This window comes from Priestia sp. 40 (genome assembly GCF_049368575.1).
In the GTDB taxonomy this organism is placed as follows: domain Bacteria; phylum Bacillota; class Bacilli; order Bacillales; family Bacillaceae_H; genus Priestia; species Priestia zanthoxyli.
Genome location: NZ_JBMPZA010000005.1, coordinates 1,817,027 through 1,839,819 on the forward strand (window position 1 = coordinate 1,817,027; position 22,793 = coordinate 1,839,819).

The window sequence follows — 22,793 nt, forward strand, 5'->3', positions numbered from 1 at the left end:
TGATAAATTTAACGTAGCAATTTATATTCTAACCTTTTTCTATCTTTTTAATCAATCTTTTTTTACTTTAGAAGATGAATAAAAAAAAGGAAATTTAATAGCTTACGAGGAGCGAGGAAAACCTTTTCATAATTTCACATTAAAGGAAATAAACTGGACGTTAAAATAAGAAGTGAAATTTATCTTTTAGCTTCCCTTTCTATCTATTTACCCTATTCATAAATATATAAGCTACACAGACATAGAAGAACCCTCCTACGCCTGTGTAGCTTATTAAAAAGCTCTTTTCTAGACTTTGATTTCATGACTGTGGCACCGATTTGCCTCTATGAATTTTGAAATTGCTCAATTTCCTCTTGAGTCATCTCTTCACGCCAAATCATTGCCCCTAACTCCGATAGCTTGTCTACTAAATGACTGTAACCTCGGTCAATGTGCTCTAAACCCGTTACCTCTGTAATCCCTTTGGCCATTAAGCCAGCGGTTACGAGAGCTGCTCCTGCTCGTAAGTCCGACGCTTTCACACGCGCACCTTGTAAGTGAATGGGACCATTAATAATAGCAGAACGTCCTTCTACCTTAACAGATGCATTCATTCGTCTCAGCTCATCAATATGCTTAAACCTTGCACCGTAAATTGTATCCGTCACAACGCTTGTACCAGACGCTCTTGTTAGAAGCGTCGTAAATGGTTGCTGTAAATCAGTTGGAAAACCTGGATATACTAGCGTCTTAATATCTACGGGCTTCAATAGCTGACGAGTCGCTACAAGAATCTGATCTGAGCTTGTTTCGATATGAATACCCATCTCACGCATTTTAGCCGTTAATGACTCCAAATGCTGAGGGATAACGTTGTCGACAACAACTTCTTTTCCCATACTCGCTCCCATGATCATATATGTGCCTGCTTCAATTCGGTCTGGAATGATGGAATGACGGCATCCTTTTAATTGATCTACTCCATCAATTCGAATAACATCCGTACCTGCACCTTTAATACGGGCACCCATACTTGTCAGTAACGTAGCTACATCAATAATTTCAGGCTCTTTAGCAGCATTCTCAATAACGGTACGCCCTTTTGCTCTTACAGCAGCGAGCATAATATTGATTGTTGCTCCTACGCTAACAACGTCTAAATAAATTCGAGCACCAATCAGTTCCTCAGCTCGAATGTAAATAGCTCCTTGCTCATTTGTTACTTTAGCGCCAAGAGCTTCAAAGCCTTTAATGTGCTGATCGATTGGTCTAGGACCAAGATAACAGCCTCCTGGAAGCCCAACTACCGCTTTTTTAAAGCGTCCTAACATCGCCCCCATTAAATAATAAGAAGCGCGTAATTTTTTTACTTTTCCGTTCGGTAAAGGCATTGCAACCATTCCGGATGGATCTACTGTTAATTCGTCGTTATCAATGGTTACTTTCCCACCAATTTCTTCAACTAAATCCCCTAATAACTGCACGTCTGAAATATCGGGCAGACCTTCAATTGTAACAGGTGACTCGGCTAAAATTGTTGCTGGAATAAGCGCAACGGCACTATTTTTAGCACCACTGACGCGGACGGATCCACTTAAGGTAAAGCCACCTTGTATTTTTAACTTTTCCATTTATAGCTCCCTTCTAGTGAAAGAAAGTTTCTCACCTAGTAATTGAGGAAAATTTTGGTACAAAGAATACCTAAAAGAATGGTTATTTTTCCTATTACCTACTAGTGTACACGAAAATGAAAAAATCATGTATAGTTTCGACAAGATAAAAGAAAAATATGGCATTCACCTGTCAGGATGGTAAATGCCACACAAATTTATACATGTTTAGACATTTCGTTTTTCCCAATCCGCTAAAAATTGGTCAATTCCTGCATTTGTTAACGGATGTTTGAACAATTGCATTAAAACTTTGTAAGGAATTGTCGCAATATGTGCTCCATTTTTTGCAGCTTCTGTTACGTGCATCGGATGACGAATAGATGCTGCAATAATTTCTGATGGAATGTCATGAATTGCAAAAATATCTGCAATATCTGAGATTAAATCGAGGCCATTAAAACCAATATCGTCTAATCTTCCTAAGAAAGGCGATACGTAAGTAGCACCTGCTCTTGCTGCCATTAACGCTTGGTTAGCTGAGAAAATAAGCGTAACGTTTGTCTTAATACCTAAACTAGTAAATTCTTTTACTGCTTTTAAGCCATCTGGAGTCATCGGTACCTTGATTGTAATATTCGGCGCAATCGCAGCAAGCTCTTGTCCTTCTCGAATCATGCCTTCTGCATCAAGCGCAATTACTTCTGCACTTACAGACCCTTCAACGAACTCTGTAATTTCACGAAGACGATCTTCAAATGTGATGTTCTCTTTAGCTACTAAACTAGGATTTGTTGTAACCCCCGCTAACAAACCTAATGAATGCGCTTCCTTAATCTCGTCTAAATTAGCCGTATCAATAAAAAACTTCATGAATGCCATCCCCCTGTGTTATGTATTCAGAATGATAAGAAAATTATAGTAAAAATAAAACCGCCTTACAATAAAAATAAGACGGTTTTATTTTTCAGACTCAACTAACCGCAAACAGGTAATCCGAAGATTTCAAATTATGCTTTGTTAGAAGAACCGAATTCACGCATTTTACCTTGAACCGTTTCTTTGATTGCTTCGCGAGCAGGTCCTAAGTATTTACGTGGATCATATTGTTCAGGTTGCGCAGCTAATACTTCACGAACAGCTTTAGCTGAAGCAATTTGGTTTTCAGTGTTTACGTTGATTTTAGCAGTACCTAAAGAAACTGATTTTTGGATATCTTTTGTTGGAATACCAGTTCCACCATGTAAAACTAATGGTAAGCCTGTACGATCTCCGATTTCTTTCATTTCAGCAAAACCTAGGTTTGGTTCACCTTTGTATGGTCCGTGAACTGATCCTAATGCTGGAGCTAAGCAATCGATACCTGTACGGTTAACAAGTTCTTCACACTCGTTAGCATCTGCATAGATAACGCCCTCAGCAATAACGTCGTCTTCTTGTCCACCAACAGTTCCTAGTTCTGCTTCTACAGATACTCCGTGGAAGTGAGCTAGTTCAACTACTTTAGAAGTAATTGCAATGTTTTCTTCAAATGGGTGGTGAGAAGCATCGATCATTACAGAAGTGAATCCAGCATGGATTGCTTTTGCACATGATTCAAAGCTTGAACCGTGGTCTAAGTGAATTGCAACTGGTACTTGAACGTCGTAATCTTCGATTAGAGCTTCAACCATTGCTACAACAGTTTTGAAACCGCCCATGTAGCGTGCTGCACCTTCAGATACACCAAGAATAACTGGAGAGTTTTCTTCTTTTGCTGCTTGAAGAATAGCTTGAGTAAACTCTAAGTTATTTAAGTTAAATTGACCTACTGCATAGCCTTGTTCTTTTGCTGTAATAAGCATTTCTTTCATTGATACTAAAGGCATATTGAAATCCTCCTTAAAATCAACCTTAGATTAGATGCTAACCAAAAGGCACACTCAAATAGTATGCTCTTGAATTGAGTGTTTCATGTAGAAACAACGCGCATCTTTACATAATAGATTGTCGAATTATGAATACAGTAATTAGGATACCAACTAACAATGAAAACAGCAACATTTTTAGGCTGATATTCAAAATTTGTTAGTATGAAAACCCTATCAAAACCTTAATTCGACTTTACTGGTATATATTCCCTAACAACTTTTCGGATTTCATCAATATCAAACGGTTTTGCAAAGTGTGTTAATGCTCCTAAATCTTTTGCTTCTTGAATCATATCCAATTCACCATAAGCGGTCATAATGATGACTTTAATCGTTTCATCGTGCTGCTTTAACCTTTTTAAAATTTCAATTCCATCCATTCCTGGAATTTTCATATCTAATAAGACAAGATCCGGTGCTTGCTCTTTTGTAATGTCAATCGCCTGGAAGCCGTTCGCCGCTTGAAATGTCGTATAGCCTTCTTTTTGCAGCACTTCCGTTAATAAAATACGTATACCATACTGATCATCAACAATTAAAATTTTCTCTGCCAATATAATCCCACCTTTTATATTCCTCTTATACAGACAAAACTAACATATGTATTTCGCCTTTAAAACAAAAATCCCTGCTAATTAGAGAAATTGTTACAAAACATAGCTTTTTTTGTCGTCCATCCAACTTCATTGCACTTTACTTTCATTGTAGCTCATTTCAAGATAGAATACAGATAGCTTTTTTCGTTATAATGTGTAGATAGACGGCTTTAGCCGCTTAAATCGAAGGGAGATTCTATGCTTAAAATTTTCACAACTCAACTTTCAGGCTTTTTTAAACGAATTGAAGAACAAGAAGAATTCCAATTTGAAGATGCTGCGCGTATTTTAGCCCAGGCCTCTGTCGGAGAAGGATTTATTTATATTTATGGTGTAGAAGAAATGCACGCCATTACGCTGGAAGCACTAAGCAGTGCAGAACCTTTAAGTCAGGCAAAAGCTTTACCTTTACATGAACTGGATCAGCTGACTAGCGTTGATCGCGTACTGCTTGTCTCTCGATTCTCAACAGATAATAAAGCAGTGGAAATAGCTGAACGTTTAAAGAAACGGGATATTCCATTTGTTAGCATTGCTGCTGTTCCTAAAGAGATAGCCGAACCTTCTTTAACAGCACTCGCAGATGCACATATTGATACAAAATTGTTAAAGCCGCTTATTCCTGGAGAAGACGGCTCACGATTTGGTTTTCCAGCAATGATGGTCGCTTTATACGCATACTACGGTTTAACTTTCACATTAAAAGAAATCGTAGAAGAATATAAATAAAAAACACGCTGTCTTTAGACAGCGTGTTTTTTATTTCACTTATTTGTTTTGACTTGATTCCATTGATGCGCGAATAAATTCTTTGAACAATGGTTGTGGTCTAGTTGGACGAGAAGTAAATTCTGGGTGGAATTGTGAAGCCAAGAACCATGGGTGGTCTTTTAGCTCTACAATTTCAATTAAACGGCCGTCTGGGCTTGTACCAGAAAAGATAAAGCCTTTCTCTTCCATTTGTTGACGGTATTCGTTATTAAATTCATAACGATGACGATGACGCTCATATACCACTTCATCTTGATATGCTTCATATGCAAGCGTATCTTCAGACAATTTACAAGGATATAGTCCTAAACGTAGTGTACCGCCTAGGTCTTCTACGTCTTTTTGTTCTGGTAATAAGTCAATAATTGGATAGTTTGTTTCAGGTGCAATTTCTGCTGAATGTGCGCCTTCTAAGCCTAATACATTACGCGCAAACTCAACTGATGCTAGCTGCATACCTAAGCAAATACCTAAGAATGGAACTTTTTGCTCACGTGCATATTGTGTTGCTACAATTTTACCTTCAATTCCACGATCACCAAATCCACCTGGAACTAAGATACCGTCTACATCACCAAGTAAATCTTGAACATTTTCTTTTGTTACAAATTCAGAATTTACCCACTTGATGTTTACATCTGCATCGAATGCATATCCAGCATGTTTCATTGCTTCTACGACAGAAATATAAGCATCTTGAAGCTCTACATACTTACCAACCAATGCAATTTTTGTTGTATTTGAAAGTCCTTTTACTTTCTCAACCAATGCTTTCCACTCAGTCATTTCTGCTTCTTTGCAATCTAATTTCAAGTGATCGCATGTGATTTGATCTAGGTGCTGCTCTTGTAGAGATAGTGGAATTTCATATAATGTTTCAGCGTCTGCACACTCAATAACCGCTTTTGGATCAATGTCGCAGAATAAAGCTAGCTTGTCTTTCATATCTTCAGAAATTGGCATTTCTGTACGAACAACGATAACATTTGGCTGAATACCTAAGCTACGTAACTCTTTTACACTATGCTGTGTTGGTTTTGTTTTCATTTCACCAGCAGCTTTTAAATATGGCACAAGTGTACAGTGGATATACATAACATTGTCACGGCCAATATCACTTTTGATTTGACGAATAGCTTCTAGGAAAGGAAGTGACTCAATATCTCCTACCGTTCCGCCGATTTCAGTAATAACAACGTCCGCATTTGTTTCTTTACCTGCACGGAAAACGCGTTCTTTAATTTCATTTGTGATGTGCGGAATAACCTGAACTGTTCCGCCTAAATAATCACCGCGACGCTCTTTTTTCAATACGGTTGAATATACTTTACCTGTTGTTACGTTGCTGTAGCGATTTAAGTTGATATCAATAAAACGCTCATAGTGACCTAAGTCTAAGTCTGTTTCCGCGCCGTCATCCGTTACGAATACCTCACCGTGCTGGTATGGACTCATTGTTCCTGGGTCTACGTTAATGTACGGATCAAACTTTTGAATCGTTACGTTCAATCCACGGTTTTTTAATAAACGGCCTAAAGAAGCTGCTGTAATCCCTTTTCCTAGAGATGATACAACACCGCCTGTTACGAAAATATACTTTGTCATCTATACTTCCCCCTCTAAATAATTTGAACTGTACAATATTAAAAGTTTTCACATAAACAATCACAATTCATTCATTGTGCATGCGAAATTATAAGAAACCTTATGAATGTGAAACGTTCAAGAACCAAAAGAAAGTTTCTATCAAGGATTTATAAGAACCTATCGGGGTGTAAAACATGGATAGATAAAATAAAAAAATTGCTCCCAATACCAAAACTGGATTGGGAGCAATAGTCTATTTTAAATAAAAACTTTTTAAATGCTTGTTTAAAGAGCCCAAAAAAGATTCTACCTACTTCGCTTGAAAAAGTCAAGAAGGATTATTTTTCTTTTTCGTCCTCATAATCTTCTTCTTCATCTTCTTCATCATCGTCTAGATCATCTTCTAAATCGTCAAAGTCGTCTTCTGCAAGGTCATCTTCATCTTCTTCTAGCTCGTCAATATCTTCAAAATCTTCTTCTTCGTCTAGATCATCAACATCTTCATAATCTAAATCTTCTTCTAGATCATCAAAATCTTCAACTTCTTCAACAACAGCTTTTTTCGCTTTTTTCTTTTTAGGTTTTGCAACCGGAATAACTTCTTCTTCAGCTTGGTCAAAAGGATACCATCCACGAAGACCCCAGTGGTTGTCCCCTACTGTTAAAAAGCGACCATCAATATTAATATCTGTATAAAACTGAGCTAATCTCGTTTTTAATTCTTGATCTGACATTTCAGCTGCTGCTTTAATTTCAGCAATAATTTCTTGGAATGACATTGCTTGACGATCTGTTTTTTCTTCTAGAAGCGCATAAGCAATCTCAATCATCGACATTTCTTTTAAATCCGTTTTTGAGTACTGTGCTAAACTCAAATCTGGCACATCCTTTCTATGGCTATGTATATCGAAAATCTATTAAATCAATTCATCATATGTGTAAATGATGGAAACGAATAAATACATACCATTCATTATAAACAAATTCAATACATTTATGCTAGCCTCGTTTCTAAAATTCTCGAGAATTTCGCATAAAACAACGAAAAAATAGACATTTTATTACTATAATACATTCTACTTAATACGCCAACAGCACCCTTTAATCAAAAGAGATTCACCATCAGTTATTCTGACTCCGTTGAGGTTAGGTCTATAAAAGCCGAGAGGACCAACACACGGTCATCTCGGCTTTTAATATATCACTATATACTAACGATACATTATTACATATTTCGGCGATATTGCCCACCGCATTCATATAAAGCTCGCGTAATTTCTCCTAAGCTGGCTACTTTAACGGTCTCCATTAACTCTTTGAAAATGTTCTCTCCTTCTGTTGCAGCTTTCTTTAACCTTTTCAGCGCATCTTCTCTTTTTTCTTCATGCTGCTGTTGAAACTTCTGAAGCTGATTAATTTGGTGATTTTTTTCTTCTTTTGATGCGCGGGCTAACTGCATGTCATCAACTGAGGAGCTCTCCTCTTCATTTGGATTAATATACGTATTTACTCCTATAATAGGTAAAGCTCCCGTATGTTTTTGCATCTCATATTCCATCGATTCATCTTGAATCTTACCTCGCTGATACTGCATTTCCATCGCACCTAAAACTCCGCCTCTATCATTTAAGCGTTGGAACTCAGCCAATACCGCTTCTTCTACCAAGTCTGTTAGTTCATCAATAATAAAAGAGCCCTGTAGTGGATTTTCGTTTTTAGTTAATCCATGCTCTTTTGTAATGATTAATTGAATGGCCATCGCTCTTCGTACAGATTCCTCTGTCGGTGTTGTAATTGCTTCATCATACGCATTGGTATGAAGGGAGTTGCAATTGTCATGAAGAGCCATTAAGGCTTGCAGCGTCGTACGTATATCATTAAAATTAATTTCCTGTGCATGAAGCGATCGGCCGGATGTTTGAATATGATACTTAAGCTTTTGACTGCGTTCATTCGCGCCGTATTTATCACGCATCACAATTGCCCAGATCCTTCTCGCTACACGTCCAATAACCGTGTATTCAGGATCAAGTCCATTACTAAAGAAAAAAGATAAATTAGGAGCAAAATCATCAATGTGCATACCTCGGCTCAAGTAATATTCCACGTACGTAAAACCGTTGGCTAATGTAAACGCTAGCTGAGAAATTGGGTTCGCCCCTGCTTCAGCAATATGATAGCCTGAAATAGACACAGAATAATAGTTGCGCACTTTCTCGTCAATAAAGTACTGCTGAATATCTCCCATCATTTTTAATGCAAATTCTGTGGAAAAAATACACGTATTTTGGCCTTGATCTTCTTTTAAAATATCCGCTTGAACGGTTCCTCTCACTTGTTTCAACGTACCCGATTTTACGTCCTCGTATTCCTCTTCTTTTAAAGGACGCTTTAATTCCGCTTCCTTTTTTTCCACCTGCTGACTGATAGCTGTATTCATAAACATAGCTAGTAATATTGGAGCCGGCCCATTGATCGTCATCGAAACGGAAGTCGAAGGATGGCAAAGATCAAATCCCTTATACAAGAGTTTCATATCATCAAGCGTACAAACATTTACGCCGCTTTCGCCAATTTTTCCGAAGATATCCGGCCTTGGATCAGGATTTTCTCCATAAAGCGTTACAGAATCAAACGCTGTACTTAAACGCTTGGCCTCATCATCTTTTGATAAATAGTGAAAGCGGCGATTGGTTCGTTCTGGTGTTCCTTCGCCTGCAAATTGACGCTTAGGATCTTCACCTTTTCGTTTGAAAGGAAAAACACCTGCTGTATAAGGAAACGCACCTGGCACATTTTCTTTATAAAGAAAACGAAGAACTTCCCCGTATTCTTCAACTTTTGGAAGGGCCACGCGCGGAATACGCAGTCCTGATAGCGTATCAACTTGCAGAGAGGTTTTAATTTCTTTATTTCTTATCTTTGTAATAAGTTCTTCTTGCCGATACTGACTTTTTAATTTAGGCCAGTTTTCCAGCTTTTCAATCGATTCAGCCGTTAGCTGTTTTTGATATTTCTCCTTTAGCTGAGTGAGCTCTTGCTTGGCTGTTTCTGTTTCCACTTCTTCCAGAGCACCCTCTAGCTGATAAAATTTACGCGCTGTTTGCACTTGAACATCAGTATTACGGTGATAAGAGCGAACGCTGTTTACAATCTCCTGTAAATATTGCTGTTGATCATTAGGAATGATGGTATATTTCTTTTCACTTACGCGCTCTGATGATTTTTCTACGTGCCAAGACGTATGGCATGTTTGATGCAGATGATTTACAAGATCTTCAAATAAAATATTTGTTCCCCCGTCGTTGAACTGACTCGCAATTGTTCCGTAAATTGGCATCGTAGAGAGATTATTTTCAAACAGCTGATGATTACGCTGATATTGACGCTGCACTTGTTTTTTTGCATCTTCGGAACCTTTTTTTTCAAATTTATTGATTACAATAAAGTCTGCGTAATCAATCATTTCAATCTTTTCTAACTGCGACGGCGCGCCAAATTCGCTTGTCATTACATAAAGAGAGACGTTTGCAATATCTTTAACTTGAGCATCAGCTTGCCCAATGCCGCTTGTTTCGACAATGATAATGTCGAAACCCGCTTTTTTCACGACAGCAATTCCATCTCGAATGGCCGCCGATAGCTCATGTCCAGATGAACGCGTGGCCAAACTTCTCATATACACACGAGGAGAAGCTGCAATGTTCATGCGAATTCGATCCCCAAGAAGCGCTCCTCCGGTTTTTTGTTTAGTTGGATCAACGGATAAGACAGCTACATGAATATCTGGAATATGTTCAATAAACCTTCTTACTAATTCATCCGTAAGTGAACTTTTCCCCGCTCCTCCTGTTCCTGTGATTCCAATAACCGGTATTTTTTGGTCTGTCTCGCTTTCGATTACACTTTCTCGGATTTCTTCAAGAGCGGCTGCATGCTCTTTTGTGTATTCATAGGCTTCATTTTCAGCACATGTAATAAGCTGGGCAATTAAACGGTCATTAGCCGGCGTTAAGGTACGATCCTTCGGCAGTACAGGGGGATTTGTGTAATAACAATCATCGATCATGAATTGAATCATGCCTTCTAAACCCATTTTTCGTCCATCTTCCGGAGAAAAGATTTTAGAAATGCCGTAATCATGAAGCTCTTGAATCTCACTCGGAATAATTACCCCTCCTCCGCCGCCATAAATTTTAATATGAGAAGCCTGTTGTTCTTGGAGTAAATCGTACATATACTTAAAATATTCTACATGGCCGCCTTGATAAGAAGAAATGGCAATCCCCTGCACATCCTCTTGTATGGAAGCGTTAACAATTTCTTCAACAGATCGGTTATGCCCTAGGTGAATGACTTCTACCCCCTTGGCTTGAAGAATTCGTCTCATAATATTAATGGACGCGTCGTGGCCGTCAAACAGGCTAGAAGCGGTTAAAAAACGAAGCGGTCTTTTGCTTGTATTCAAACTGTCTCCCCCTCACACAGTTGTTGAAATGAAAAATTTTTAAGTAAAAAATCTAACTGCATATTTGTATATTCTTCTAGTGAATAATGCTTTTGCAGCCACCATCTACGAAATGCCCACATCTGACCTTGAACAAATAAATGATGAGCAAACAGCGAAATTTCTTTATCCGTAAGTGCAAATTGATTGTTTTCTACGCAGCCTTCGATAATAACCTTAAACATTTCAACCATATCCAGCTCTTTTTTTAATACATATGGAAGCGCATCTTTAGACAGCGATTTCGCTTCTTGGTACATGACTAATACTTCATCTTGAAGCTCATCCACAACTTTAAAATAGTGCTGAATCGCTTGTTGAAGCTCAGCGATTGTATAACGATCCACTACCATCTCTTCTAATCGTTCTCTCACTTCATCGTAAATATTGTCACATACAAGATATAAAACATCTTCTTTAGATTGAATATATTCGTAAAGTGTACCGATACTGAACCCAGCGGCTTTGGCAATTTCCCTTGTTGTTGTTCGGTGAAAACCTTTTTCCTTAAATAGCGTGACGGCACCTTTAATCATTTGATTACGACGCTCTACAATCAGCTTTTCATCTTTAATGGATGTGAGAACTTCTCTCTTTTTCATTTTTTCACCTCTCCTACAACAAGTGTTTTATTTAGCAAGATACCTAGAAATGACGAGACGCTGAATCTCTTGTGTGCCTTCATAAATTTGCGTGATTTTTGCATCTCTCATAAAACGTTCTACTGGATAATCTTTTGTATAACCGTATCCTCCAAATACTTGAACAGCTTCTGTCGTTACTTTCATTGCTGTATCCCCGGCATATAATTTTGACATGGCTGATTCTTTGCCATACGGCAGCCCTTGGGACTCCAGCCAAGCAGCTTGATAGGTTAACAGTCTTGCAGCTTCTATACTCGTTGCCATGTCAGCTAACTTAAAAGCAATTCCTTGCTGAGAAATAATTGGCTTACCAAATTGCTGACGTTCCTTGGCATAAGCTACGGCCGCATCTAACGCCCCTTGAGCAATTCCTACCGCCTGCGCTGCAATGCCATTTCTGCCGCCATCTAGTGTCATCATCGCAACTTTAAATCCTTCTCCTTCATTTCCTAGCAAATTTTCTTTTGGAACACGGCAGTCCTCGAAAATAATTTCTGTGGTAGGTGAAGAGCGAATGCCCAGTTTCTTTTCTTTTTTACCAACTGAAAATCCCGGCATATCTTTTTCAATAATAAAAGCGCTCGTGCGTTTTTCATTGGGGTCGATGCGAGCAAATACGACGTAAATATCCGCTTCGCCGCCGTTTGTAATAAAGATTTTAGAACCATTTAAAATATAATCTTCTCCGTCTTTTACAGCGAGCGTTCTCATTCCTCCTGCATCTGATCCAGCACTCGGTTCGGTTAACCCATAAGCACCTATTTTCTCACCCGTTGCCATAGGTTTCAGGTATTTGTGTTTTTGTTCTTCTGTTCCGAATGTATAGATTGGCCAGCCGGCAAGAGAAGTATGAGCCGACAACGTAACGCCTGTTGATGCACATACTCTAGACAGTTCTTCAACAGCAATGCAATAAGCTAGATAGTCGCTGCCAATTCCTCCGTATTGCTCCGGCCATGGAATACCTGTTAATCCTAGATCAGCCATTTGCGTAAAGATTCCTCTGTCAAAACGCTCTTCTTCATCTCGTTCGGCCGCTGTCGGAGCCACTTCGTTTTTGGCAAAGTCCCGCACCATTTTTCGAATCATTTCGTGTTCTTCTGAAAGTTTAAAAAACATGACTATTCCCCCTATAATTGACTGCTAATCACGATACGTTGTATTTCGCTTGTACCTTCGTAGATTTCGCACACTTTGGCGTCACGAAAATACCTCTCTACTGGATAATCTTTCATATAACCGTATCCCCCTAAAACTTGAATTGCGTCCGTCGCTACATTCATAGCCGTTTGGGAAGCAAATAATTTCGCCATTGAGGCTTCTTTTTTACAAGGAAGTTTTTGATCATATAAAAAAGCGGCTCGGTACATTAAAAGCTTTGCTGATTCAACAGATGTTTCCATATCGGCAAGCTTAAAAGCAATTCCCTGCTGAGATAAAATCGGTTTTCCGAATTGATATCGTTCATTTGCATAGTTTTTAGCTGCCGTTAACGCACCTTCAGCAATTCCTACCGCCTGAGCAGCAATACCAATTCTTCCGGCATTTAAATTAGCCATAGCAATTCGAAAACCTTCACCTTCTTCTCCGAGACGATTTTCTACAGGTACCTGCATATTTTCGAAGTGCAGTTGAACCGTGCGGGAACCATGAAGGCCCATCTTATGTTCATCCTTTCCTACCGAAAATCCCTCCATCGTCTTTTCAACGATAAAAGCGCTCATTCCCCTCGACCCGCGTTCTGGGTTCGTTTTTGCAAATACAATATATGTATCTGCTTCTCCGCCGTTTGTAATGAAAAGCTTTGATCCATTTAAGAGGTAGTAGTCTCCTTTTCGTTCCGCTTTCGTTTTTAAGCTTGCGGCATCAGACCCTGCACTAGGTTCTGTTAAGCAAAAAGCCCCTAAATATTCACCTGTCGCCAGTTTTTTTACATACTTTTGTTTTTGATCTTCGGTCCCAAACACGACAATAGGATTCGTACCTACAGAAGTATGAACAGACAAAATGACACCGAGGGCTGGGCTTACTTTTGATATTTCGTGAATAGCAATCATGTACGATATAAAGTCCAGTCCTCCTCCGCCGTACGTTTGAGGAACGGGAATGCCCATTAGGCCAAGATCAGCCATCTGCTTTAATAAATCTCGAGGAAATTCGCCCTTTTCCATGTTTGGTACAGCTGCAGCGACTTCTTTTTCACTAAAATCAGCTACCATCTTTTTAATCATGTGTTGTTCAGACGTAAAAAAGATCATTTCGCCACTCCTTTATGTTTCGTACGTAAAAAATCCTTTTCCTGTTTTTCGACCAAGCCATCCTGCCTTTACATATTTCCTAAGCAATGGACAAGGACGATATTTGTCGTCGCCAAACCCTTTATGGAGCGTTTCCATAATAAACAAGCATGTATCGAGCCCGATGAAATCTGCTAGTGTCAATGGTCCCATTGGATGGTTCATTCCTAGTTTCATGACTTGATCAATATCCTCTTCGTTTGCTACACCTTCATAGAGCGTAAACACAGCTTCGTTAATCATTGGCATTAAAATTCGATTTGAAACAAACCCGGGAAAATCATGAACTTCCACTGGGGTTTTATTTAATTTTTTCGTTGTTTCATAGACTGCTTGATACACTTCATCGGTAGTAGCCAGCCCTCTAATAATTTCAACGAGTTTCATCACCGGAACAGGATTCATAAAGTGCATGCCAATTACTTTTTCAGGTCGAGTGGTCACAGCTGCAATTTCAGTAATAGGAAGCGAAGATGTGTTGGTTGCTAAAATAGTATGACTCGGGGCTAACGAATCCAACTCCGCAAAAATGGCTTGTTTGACCTCCATCTTTTCCACAACCGCTTCGACGATTAAATCTGCTTTTTGTGCTGCTGTTATTTCATTTGCCAGGTGAAGGCGCTCCATAATTTCTTCATATTCCTTAGCTGAGAGAGAACCTTTTCCCACCTGTTTTTTTAGACGTTTATCAATACCTTCTATTCCTTTTTGTGTATTTTTTTGATCAACGTCATACAAAGAAACTTGATATCCGCTCGCAGCAAATACTTGTGCAATGCCTGCTCCCATCTGACCTGCTCCAATAACCATAACTGTTTCGATATTCAAGTTGATATCCCCCTTTTACACCTCTACCATGATGGCATCACCTTGGCCGCCGCCGCTGCAAATAGAAGCAATGCCTAGACCGCCGCCTCGTCGTCTTAATTCATGAATGAGCGTGACAACAATACGAGCGCCGCTTGCGCCAATCGGATGTCCAAGTGCCACAGCCCCGCCGTTCACATTTACTTTTTCAGCCGGAAGCCCTGCAATCTCCATACTCATCAACGCTACTGCTGAAAAAGCTTCATTGATTTCAAACAGCGCAATATCGTCTACTGTCTTATTTGTTTTTTGCAGTAGCTTGTTAATAGCAAACCCAGGCGTTTTCGGAAATTCCCTTGGCTCCATCGCAAGAGAAGTATGGTTTATAATCGTAGCCAACGGCTCATAGCCATTTGCTTTTGCCACATCTTCATCCATTAACATGAGTGCAGCTGCTCCGTCATTTACGCTAGGTGCATTTCCTGCTGTAATGGTTCCACTGTGGCCAAATACAGGCCGAAGAGACGAGAGTTTTTCTATCGACGTATCTTTTCTTGGTCCTTCATCTTTTTGAACCGTTATCATTCCTTTTTTAGACGGAATATCAACTGAAATTCTTTCTGCATCCCATCTCCCTTTCTCTTCTGACTCTACCGCTAACTGATGACTGCGAAGCGCCCATTCATCCTGCTTTTCTCGGGAAATATTCATTTCAGAAGCTATTTCATTTCCATACGTACCCATTTGAACCCCTGTAAAGCTACATGTCAAACCGTCATGAACCATCAAATCCGTCACAACACTATCTCCCATACGGAATCCCCATCTTGCTTTTGGAAGAAGATACGGCGCGTTACTCATCGATTCCATTCCACCTGCAATAATTGTTCTTGCTTCTCCTAATCGAATCAGCTGATCAGCAGTTGTAATACTGCGCATGCCCGATGCACAAACTTTATTAATGGTTTCCGTCTCTACTTGCCACGGTAAACCTGCATAATGCATGGCTTGCCTAGAAGGTAGCTGTCCTTGGCCCCCTTGCAGCACGCACCCCATAATAACGGAATCAATTTCTGTACGTCCCTTTGATGCTGCTTGAATCGCTTTCCCGCCTAGTTCTGCCGCTTTTAGTCCGCTTACGCTGCCACCTAATTTTCCAAAAGGTGTTCGAACTGCACTCACAATAACTGTTTTCCCCACTATTGTTTCCTCCCCTTTTTCCTAATCTTTGTCCTTGCTGATTGAACGCTTGCTCAATTTCCTTTCTGTAAAAAGTAGAGATGAATACCATCTCTACTTCTCCTTTATGAAACCTGTTCTTGTACGTGACCATAAATTGACTTTTCAAGCAGTTCTGCTACGTCATACGTATGAACCTTTTCTTCTACTTCTTTTGCTTTTGTTCCGTCACTTAGCATCGTCAAGCAGTACGGACAACCTGAACTGATAATGCTTGGGTTAACGGCTAAGGCTTGTTCCGTGCGCGCTACGTTAATGCGCTGGCCGGTCGTTTCTTCCGTCCACATTAACCCTCCTCCTGCTCCACAGCACATACCATTTTCACGGTTGCGATCCATTTCAATCAAACTAACACCTGGAATCGCTTTCAAAATTTCTCTTGGTGGACTGTATACTTCGTTATATCTTCCTAAATAACAGGAATCATGGAAGGTAATTTTTTCATTAACCGCATGTTTTGGTGTCAGCTTACCTTCTTTCACCAACATAGCTAATAATTCTGTGTGATGATACACTTCTCCTTCAAAACCGAAATCTGGATATTCATTTTTGAAGATATTGTAAGCATGTGGATCAATCGTAACAATTTTTTTGATTTCATTTTTTTCAAATTCAGCGATATTTTTAGAAGCTAACTCTTGGAATAAAAATTCATTGCCCAATCTGCGGGGCGTATCACCAGAATTTTTTTCTTTATTTCCTAAAATCGCAAATGAAACACCAGCTTCATTGAGAAGCTTTGCAAACGATAGAGCGATTTTTTGGCTGCGGTTATCATAAGATCCCATCGAACCTACCCAGAACAAATACTCAAACGTTTCACCCGCTTTACTTACTTCTTTAACAGTCGGAATGTGAACATCTTCTCTTACATGTCGCCATTCTTCACGCTCTTTTCGATTTAATCCCCAAGGGTTTCCTTGACGCTCAATATTCGTCATGGCACGCTGAGCATCCGCGTCCATCTTTCCTTCGGTTAATACTAAAAAACGTCGTAAATCTATGATCTTATCTACATGCTCGTTCATTACGGGACATTGATCTTCACAGTTTCGGCACGTTGTACATGCCCAAATTTCTTCTTCCGTAATGACATCTCCAATTAGGGCAGGATTATATTCCGCTGTTGCTGCGGCTTCTGCTCCGCCTTGGCCCGCCGCCATCATCGCCAGCTGATTTCCTTTTGTTTTAGAGAATGCATACGTAGGAACCCAAGGAGCCTTAGATGTCACAACTGCGCCTTTTTCTGTTAAGTGATCGCGCATCTTCAAAATTAAATCCATTGGAGACAAAATTTTCCCTGTACCCGTCGCCGGACACATATTCGTACATCGACCGCATTCCACACAAGCATATAAATCAATAAGCTGATGCTGTGTAAATTCTTCAATCTTTCCAACCCCAAACGTCTCCTGCGTCTCATCTTCAAAATCAATCTTTTCAAGCTTACCTGGCTTAGAAACACGGTTAAAAAATACGTTAGCCGGTCCAGCCAGTAAATGAGCATGCTTTGATTGAGGAACATATACTAAAAATGTCAATAACACGGCTAAGTGAATCCACCATGAAACATAAAAAATGGAAATAGCGGCAACATCATTGATTCCCTTAAACAAGATGGCAATAGATGACGCAATCGGTTCTGTCCAAGCCGGTTCATGATTATGCCAGATGATTGACATACCGTTTCCAACAAGCACTGAAAGCATAAGCGCTCCAATAAAAATCAGTACTAAACCAGATTTAAACCCTCTTTTTAAACGCACAAGCTTTTCTACATAGCGACGATGAAAAGCCCAGACAACTGCTACTAAAATCAAAAACGTCACAATTTCTTGAAAAAATGTAAAGCCGGGATATAAAGGTCCAAGCGGCAAATGTTTACCTGGAAGCAAACCTTTTATAATGAAGTCTAACGCGCCGAACTGAACTAAAATAAACCCATAAAAAAACATGACGTGCATAATTCCACTTTTTTTATCTTTTAACAGTTTCTTTTGTCCAAATACGTTTACCCAAATTTTTTGCAGCCTTTCTTTTAACCGCTGATCAAATTCCACTTTTTTCCCCAATTGAATATACTCAATGCGTGTGCGAATTAAATATACAAACAAAGAAACAGCGTAAGCGGTTACAATAATAAAAAAGAGAAAATTCACCCACAGCAACCCTGTCATCTCGTCCCCTCCTTGAATAATTTGTTACCTTTCTTTCCTCCTGACGACTAAATTTTCTGATAATATATCTGTTTTCATTGTATATAATGAATGAGCATTCAGTCAATATCTTTTCGTTCTTTTGTTCATATTCTATTTAAACAAGGTGACACTAAGAACAACATAAAATGTATTTACATCGGGAAAAGAGGTGACATGATGAGCGGCATGGTGGTGATTTTACTTTTTATTATTTTTATTGCTTGGCTTGCAATTGACCTTGGCGTTGGAAAGAAAGTATTTTCTCAGGCTGAAAATACTTTTCCAAAACGCCGTGCTTCTCTCTTTTTGTTCGCAGACGGGAATGTCTTATATAAAGATTTATTTCACGAAATAGAAAATGCCTCTTCATTTATCCATTTATCGTTTTACATTGTACAAAATGATGAAATTAGCCAAGAATTTTTAGATTTACTAGTCCAAAAAGCACAACAAAATATTGAAGTCAGATTATTGGTAGACCGTGTGGGAAGCTATAAAATTAAGAAAAACAAAATTGCATTTTTAAAGAAACAAGGTGTTCATTTTGCTTACAGTCGAACGCTACGGTGGCCTTATTTGTTTTATACACTCAACGCACGCAATCACCGTAAAATGGCCGTTATTGATGGGAAAGTTGGCTACATTGGAGGTTTTAATATTGGAAGAGAATATTTAGGCCTCAACGCCAAGCTTGGGGTGTGGAAAGATTACCACCTGCGTATGGAAGGTGAAGGTATACAAGACCTTCAAATGCAGCTGTTGAGCGACTGGTATGCTGCTACCGGCTTAGACCTACGTAAAATGGAAAGATACTTTCCACCAACCTCTGAAGGAGACTATGTTATTCAGCTACAGTCGACTGAAGGTTTTTCACTTGAAGAAAGATTTTTATCGATTATCAACCAAGCCAACAGGGAATTGTACATAGGTACTCCTTATTTTATTCCAAGTGAACCTTTGATGAATGCTTTACTGCAAGCTCGTGCACGGGGAGTACAAGTTCATATTTTAATTCCAATGCGTGCAGATCAACCGCTTGTTCATCATGCTGCGTTTGCCTATCTTCCCACACTACTTCAAGCAGGTTGTATGATTTATCAATATTATTACGGCTTTTACCATGCCAAAGTATTAATTGCAGACAATGTTATCTGCGATGTAGGAACAGCTAATTTTGATAAAAGAAGCTTGTTCTTAAACGCTGAAATCAACTGTTTAATCTATGATGCAACATACATTGAAGAAGTAAAGAACAGCTTTAAAGCTTGTATGGGGGAATGCCCAATTTTGTCTTTAGAAGATGTCAAAAACCGAAAATGGAGTGAAAAATTAAAGCAAGGATTTGCAACCTTTATTTCTCCGTTACTTTAATGAACGAAAAGAGGAAGATTTATCATGAAAATTAGATTTGGCTATGTATCACATGCCCTGTCGCTTTGGGACTGCTCACCTGCTAAAACCCTCACGTTTACTAGATGGGAAAAAATGAAAAAAGGTGAGAGACTGGATAAGCTTCATCACGTCACAAAACAAAATTTGAATCATACTAAGCGCGCTTTGCATTTTAATATTGCTCATGAAATTATGCTGTATCGATTATCATCTTCTCTTGTCCCTTTAGCTACTCATCCTGAAGTAGATTGGAATTACATTGATGCGTTCCAAGACGATTGGTCAGAGATAGGAGAATTGATTCGGAATCATCAGCTGCGCGTGAGTTTTCATCCCAATCAGTTCACATTATTTACAAGCGATAAAAAACATATTACAGACAATGCGGTAAAAGATATGGATTATCACTATAGAATGCTTGAAGCGATGGGAGTAGCCAATCAAGCCCTTATTAATATTCATGTAGGAGGAGCCTATGGCAATAAAGAAAAAGCGATCGGTCGATTTCATGAAAACATTCAAACGCTGCCGCCTGTCATTAAAAAGCGCATGACTCTTGAAAATGATGATAAAACATACACAACTGAAGAAACATTAGCTGTATGCGAAAAAGAGAAAGTCCCTCTCCTTTTTGATTATCACCACCACAAAGCAAATGAAGGAGAAGAACCTCTTGAATTATTGCTCCCTCGTATCTTTGACACGTGGAAACATATCGGGTTAAAACCAAAAGTACATATCTCTTCTCCTAAATCTGAAAAAGAATTTAGAAGTCACTCTGATTATGTCTCAACTGATTTTATCGCACCTTTTTTGCAAATAGCTAAAGATATGGGACAAGATTTTGACGTAATGATTGAAGCAAAGTTAAAAGATAAAGCGCTGCTAAAATTAGTGGAAGATTTAGCATCAATGAGAGGAGTAAAGCGTACGGGAGGCGCCACGCTTGTTTTTTAAATAAAAAAGAGCCAAGAGGCTCTTTTTTTTGTTACATTTTTTCAGGTGCTGAAACACCAATTAGTTTTAAAGAGTTTTGAAGCGTTACTTGAACAGCTTTCACTAGTTCAATACGTGCTTTACTTGTTTCTACATTATCGCTGTCTAATACTTTTTCTGCATTATAGAAGCTATGGAACGTAGAAGCAAGATCAAATACGTAGTTCGTAATGCGGTGCGGAATACGTTTTGTTGCTGCTTCCGCTACGGCCTGAGGGAACTCTCCGATTTTCTTCAGCAGTTCCATTTCTTTTTCTGCACTAATTAATGAAAGGTCAGCGCCAGATGTTGATTGAATCCCCATCTCTTCACCTTGACGAAGAATACTGCAAATACGGGCATGAGCATATTGCGCGTAGTATACAGGATTTTCATTAGATTGAGAAACAGCTAAATCTAAATCAAAGTCTAAATGTGTATCCGCACTTCTCATCGCAAAGAAGTAGCGAGTTGCATCAAGACCTACCTCTTCTACTAGGTCACGCATTGTTACTGCTTTACCTGTACGTTTGCTCATCTTCATTTTTTCGCCATTTTGATACAGTTGAACCATTTGAATAATTTCTACTTCCAGCGTATCTTTTTCATAACCAAGCGCTTGAATCGCCGCTTTCATACGAGGAATATATCCATGGTGGTCGGCTCCCCAAATGTTAATTAGCTTATCAAATCCGCGTTGAATTTTGTCTTGGTGATACGCAATATCTGGTGTTAAGTACGTAAATGAACCGTCATTTTTAATTAACACACGGTCTTTATCATCACCAAATGTCGTAGAACGGAACCACGTAGCACCTTCTTCTTCATATACATGGCCTTGTTTTTTCAGCGTTTCAAGTGCAACTGAGATTTTATCATTTTTATAAAGAGACGTTTCAGAATACCATACGTCAAATTTCACACGGAACTGTTCAAGATCACGCTTTAATTTAGCTAACTCATAATCTAACCCGTATTGACGGAAGAATTCAAAACGCTCTTCTTCAGAAGCATTTACATACTTGTCTCCGTGCTCTTTTGCTAGCTCTTTTCCGATGTTTATAATGTCAGCACCATGATAGCCGTCTGCAGGCATTTCTTTCTCTAAACCAAGAGCCTGCATGTAGCGTGCTTCTACTGAATAAGCCAGGTTATTAATTTGGTTACCAGCATCATTGATATAATATTCACGTGACACATCGTAACCTGCTTTTTCAAGAACATTACATAATGAGTCTCCAACTGCAGCACCGCGGGCATGTCCTAAATGTAAATCCCCTGTCGGATTAGCTGAAACAAATTCAACCTGTACTTTTTGTCCGTTCCCTACGTTTGTTTGACCGTACGCTTCACCAGCTTTTACAATCGTTGGGATAAGCTCTGTTAAATAAGAGTTATTCATATAAAAGTTGATGAATCCAGGGCCTGCAATGTCAATTTTCTCGATAGATGCTTTTGATTTATCGAAGTTTGCTACAAGCTCTTCAGCGATAACACGCGGTGCTTTTTTGGCAATACGAGCTAGCTGCATAGCCATATTGGTAGAATAATCACCATGTGTTTTATCTTTTGGGGTTTCTAATAGAACTTCTGGCAGTTCTGCTTTTTCAGCAAGTCCTGCTTTGACCACAGCATCTTGAATTTCAGCTTTTAATTTTTGCTGCACTTGTTCGACGATGTTCATTTTTTCTCCTCCTTGAATGTAATGGTTAACGCATATTTCCCGGTAGGCTGACCCTGTACTTCTAGATCATACGTTAAAAATAATCGACCCTTTTGAGTCATTTGTTTATATTCAATGTTATGAGCGAATGTTAGTAAATCCATACGTCCATAAGGGCTTATATAAGTTCCTTCGATCTGTACCTTTTTACGAAACGATTGCTTCATTTGAACAGCACCGGTTCGATTAATTGATACTTCATCTTCGCTAATTTTCACCATTGTCCTAATATCTCCGATTTCCTCTTGGCGCTCTGTGTATGTAAGATAAATTTTTGATCCTTTTTCATAATACATACCTTTTGCATTTACCGATGTTGTCTCTTTTCGGTGACCATCGCGGATATCCGTCACAATTTTAACTTCAATGGGTTTCTTGACTTCTGAAGCGTTACTCACAAAAGACACTTCCTTATTAAAATGAATACGTTATAACTTAAATAGTATAAACATTCTGAAGCAAGAATTCAATAATACTTCAAAGGAAATATGATAGATACGCCGAGAATTCACCTTTTTACAGTACGTGACGCATTCACATATTTCAAATAAAAAA

18 protein-coding genes are annotated in these 22,793 nt (G+C 39.0%); 3 read left to right on the plus strand and 15 right to left on the minus strand.

Annotated features, from left to right (window positions below; genetic code table 11):
- Positions 1 to 326: 326 nt before the first annotated feature.
- From ACO1DI_RS10565 to ACO1DI_RS10580, 4 genes are all read right to left on the minus strand, one after another.
- Positions 327 to 1,613 (minus strand): UDP-N-acetylglucosamine 1-carboxyvinyltransferase, encoded by a 1,287-nt coding sequence (locus ACO1DI_RS10565; protein ID WP_014457751.1) that lies wholly within the window; start codon positions 1,611 to 1,613, stop codon positions 327 to 329.
- 207 nt (positions 1,614 to 1,820) lie between these two features.
- A complete protein-coding gene (gene fsa / locus ACO1DI_RS10570) occupies positions 1,821 to 2,465 on the minus strand; it encodes a fructose-6-phosphate aldolase (RefSeq protein ID WP_042991807.1) in 645 nt (214 codons plus the stop codon).
- A 137-nt stretch (positions 2,466 to 2,602) separates the two neighbouring features.
- Complete coding sequence (locus tag ACO1DI_RS10575; protein WP_013059826.1) at positions 2,603 to 3,460, minus strand: class II fructose-bisphosphate aldolase; 858 nt, start codon at positions 3,458 to 3,460, stop codon at positions 2,603 to 2,605.
- Between the two features lie 224 nt (positions 3,461 to 3,684).
- Positions 3,685 to 4,059, minus strand: a complete 375-nt coding sequence (locus ACO1DI_RS10580) for a response regulator (protein ID WP_087944205.1) — start codon at positions 4,057 to 4,059, stop codon at positions 3,685 to 3,687.
- 237 nt (positions 4,060 to 4,296) lie between these two features.
- On the opposite strand from ACO1DI_RS10580, the gene ACO1DI_RS10585 reads away from it, so the two are divergent.
- Positions 4,297 to 4,827: a DUF2529 family protein gene (locus ACO1DI_RS10585; RefSeq protein WP_014457749.1), complete on the plus strand. Its 531-nt coding sequence runs from the start codon at positions 4,297 to 4,299 to the stop codon at positions 4,825 to 4,827.
- 39 nt (positions 4,828 to 4,866) lie between these two features.
- Here the strand turns inward: ACO1DI_RS10585 and ACO1DI_RS10590 are convergent, their stop codons facing one another.
- From ACO1DI_RS10590 to ACO1DI_RS10630, 9 genes are all read right to left on the minus strand, one after another.
- Positions 4,867 to 6,474: a CTP synthase gene (locus ACO1DI_RS10590; RefSeq protein WP_014457748.1), complete on the minus strand. Its 1,608-nt coding sequence runs from the start codon at positions 6,472 to 6,474 to the stop codon at positions 4,867 to 4,869.
- Positions 6,475 to 6,794: 320 nt separating this feature from the next.
- Entirely contained in the window at positions 6,795 to 7,331 is a 537-nt protein-coding gene (rpoE, locus tag ACO1DI_RS10595) for a DNA-directed RNA polymerase subunit delta (protein ID WP_013059830.1), read from the minus strand.
- Positions 7,332 to 7,681: 350 nt separating this feature from the next.
- Positions 7,682 to 10,924 (minus strand): fused isobutyryl-CoA mutase/GTPase IcmF, encoded by a 3,243-nt coding sequence (gene icmF / locus ACO1DI_RS10600; RefSeq protein ID WP_014457746.1) that lies wholly within the window; start codon positions 10,922 to 10,924, stop codon positions 7,682 to 7,684.
- A complete protein-coding gene (locus ACO1DI_RS10605) occupies positions 10,921 to 11,565 on the minus strand; it encodes a TetR/AcrR family transcriptional regulator (RefSeq protein WP_014457745.1) in 645 nt (214 codons plus the stop codon). The genes icmF and ACO1DI_RS10605 overlap by 4 nt, the downstream gene beginning before the upstream one ends.
- A gap of 27 nt (positions 11,566 to 11,592) precedes the next feature.
- Complete coding sequence (locus tag ACO1DI_RS10610) at positions 11,593 to 12,726, minus strand: acyl-CoA dehydrogenase (RefSeq protein ID WP_014457744.1); 1,134 nt, start codon at positions 12,724 to 12,726, stop codon at positions 11,593 to 11,595.
- An 11-nt stretch (positions 12,727 to 12,737) separates the two neighbouring features.
- Positions 12,738 to 13,865 carry an acyl-CoA dehydrogenase gene (locus tag ACO1DI_RS10615; protein WP_014457743.1) on the minus strand — a complete coding sequence of 376 codons (1,128 nt, stop codon included), beginning with the start codon at positions 13,863 to 13,865 and terminating at the stop codon, positions 12,738 to 12,740.
- Positions 13,866 to 13,877: 12 nt separating this feature from the next.
- Positions 13,878 to 14,732: a 3-hydroxybutyryl-CoA dehydrogenase gene (locus tag ACO1DI_RS10620; protein ID WP_014457742.1), complete on the minus strand. Its 855-nt coding sequence runs from the start codon at positions 14,730 to 14,732 to the stop codon at positions 13,878 to 13,880.
- A gap of 15 nt (positions 14,733 to 14,747) precedes the next feature.
- Positions 14,748 to 15,911, minus strand: a complete 1,164-nt coding sequence (locus tag ACO1DI_RS10625) for an acetyl-CoA C-acetyltransferase (RefSeq protein WP_042991806.1) — start codon at positions 15,909 to 15,911, stop codon at positions 14,748 to 14,750.
- Between the two features lie 104 nt (positions 15,912 to 16,015).
- Entirely contained in the window at positions 16,016 to 18,127 is a 2,112-nt protein-coding gene (locus ACO1DI_RS10630) for a (Fe-S)-binding protein (protein WP_014457740.1), read from the minus strand.
- Positions 18,128 to 18,325: 198 nt separating this feature from the next.
- On the opposite strand from ACO1DI_RS10630, the gene cls reads away from it, so the two are divergent.
- Positions 18,326 to 19,519, plus strand: a complete 1,194-nt coding sequence (gene cls / locus ACO1DI_RS10635; protein WP_423145224.1) for a cardiolipin synthase — start codon at positions 18,326 to 18,328, stop codon at positions 19,517 to 19,519.
- Between the two features lie 24 nt (positions 19,520 to 19,543).
- Positions 19,544 to 20,497 (plus strand): UV DNA damage repair endonuclease UvsE, encoded by a 954-nt coding sequence (gene uvsE / locus ACO1DI_RS10640; RefSeq protein ID WP_014457738.1) that lies wholly within the window; start codon positions 19,544 to 19,546, stop codon positions 20,495 to 20,497.
- Positions 20,498 to 20,528: 31 nt separating this feature from the next.
- On the opposite strand, the gene argS is transcribed toward uvsE, so the two are convergent.
- Both argS and ACO1DI_RS10650 read right to left on the minus strand, forming a co-directional pair.
- Complete coding sequence (gene argS / locus ACO1DI_RS10645) at positions 20,529 to 22,199, minus strand: arginine--tRNA ligase (RefSeq protein ID WP_014457737.1); 1,671 nt, start codon at positions 22,197 to 22,199, stop codon at positions 20,529 to 20,531.
- The gene (locus ACO1DI_RS10650) at positions 22,196 to 22,636 is read right to left on the minus strand and encodes a DUF1934 domain-containing protein (RefSeq protein ID WP_014457736.1); all 441 of its coding nucleotides are present in this window, start codon (positions 22,634 to 22,636) and stop codon (positions 22,196 to 22,198) included. The genes argS and ACO1DI_RS10650 overlap by 4 nt, the downstream gene beginning before the upstream one ends.
- Between the last annotated feature and the right edge of the window lie 157 nt (positions 22,637 to 22,793).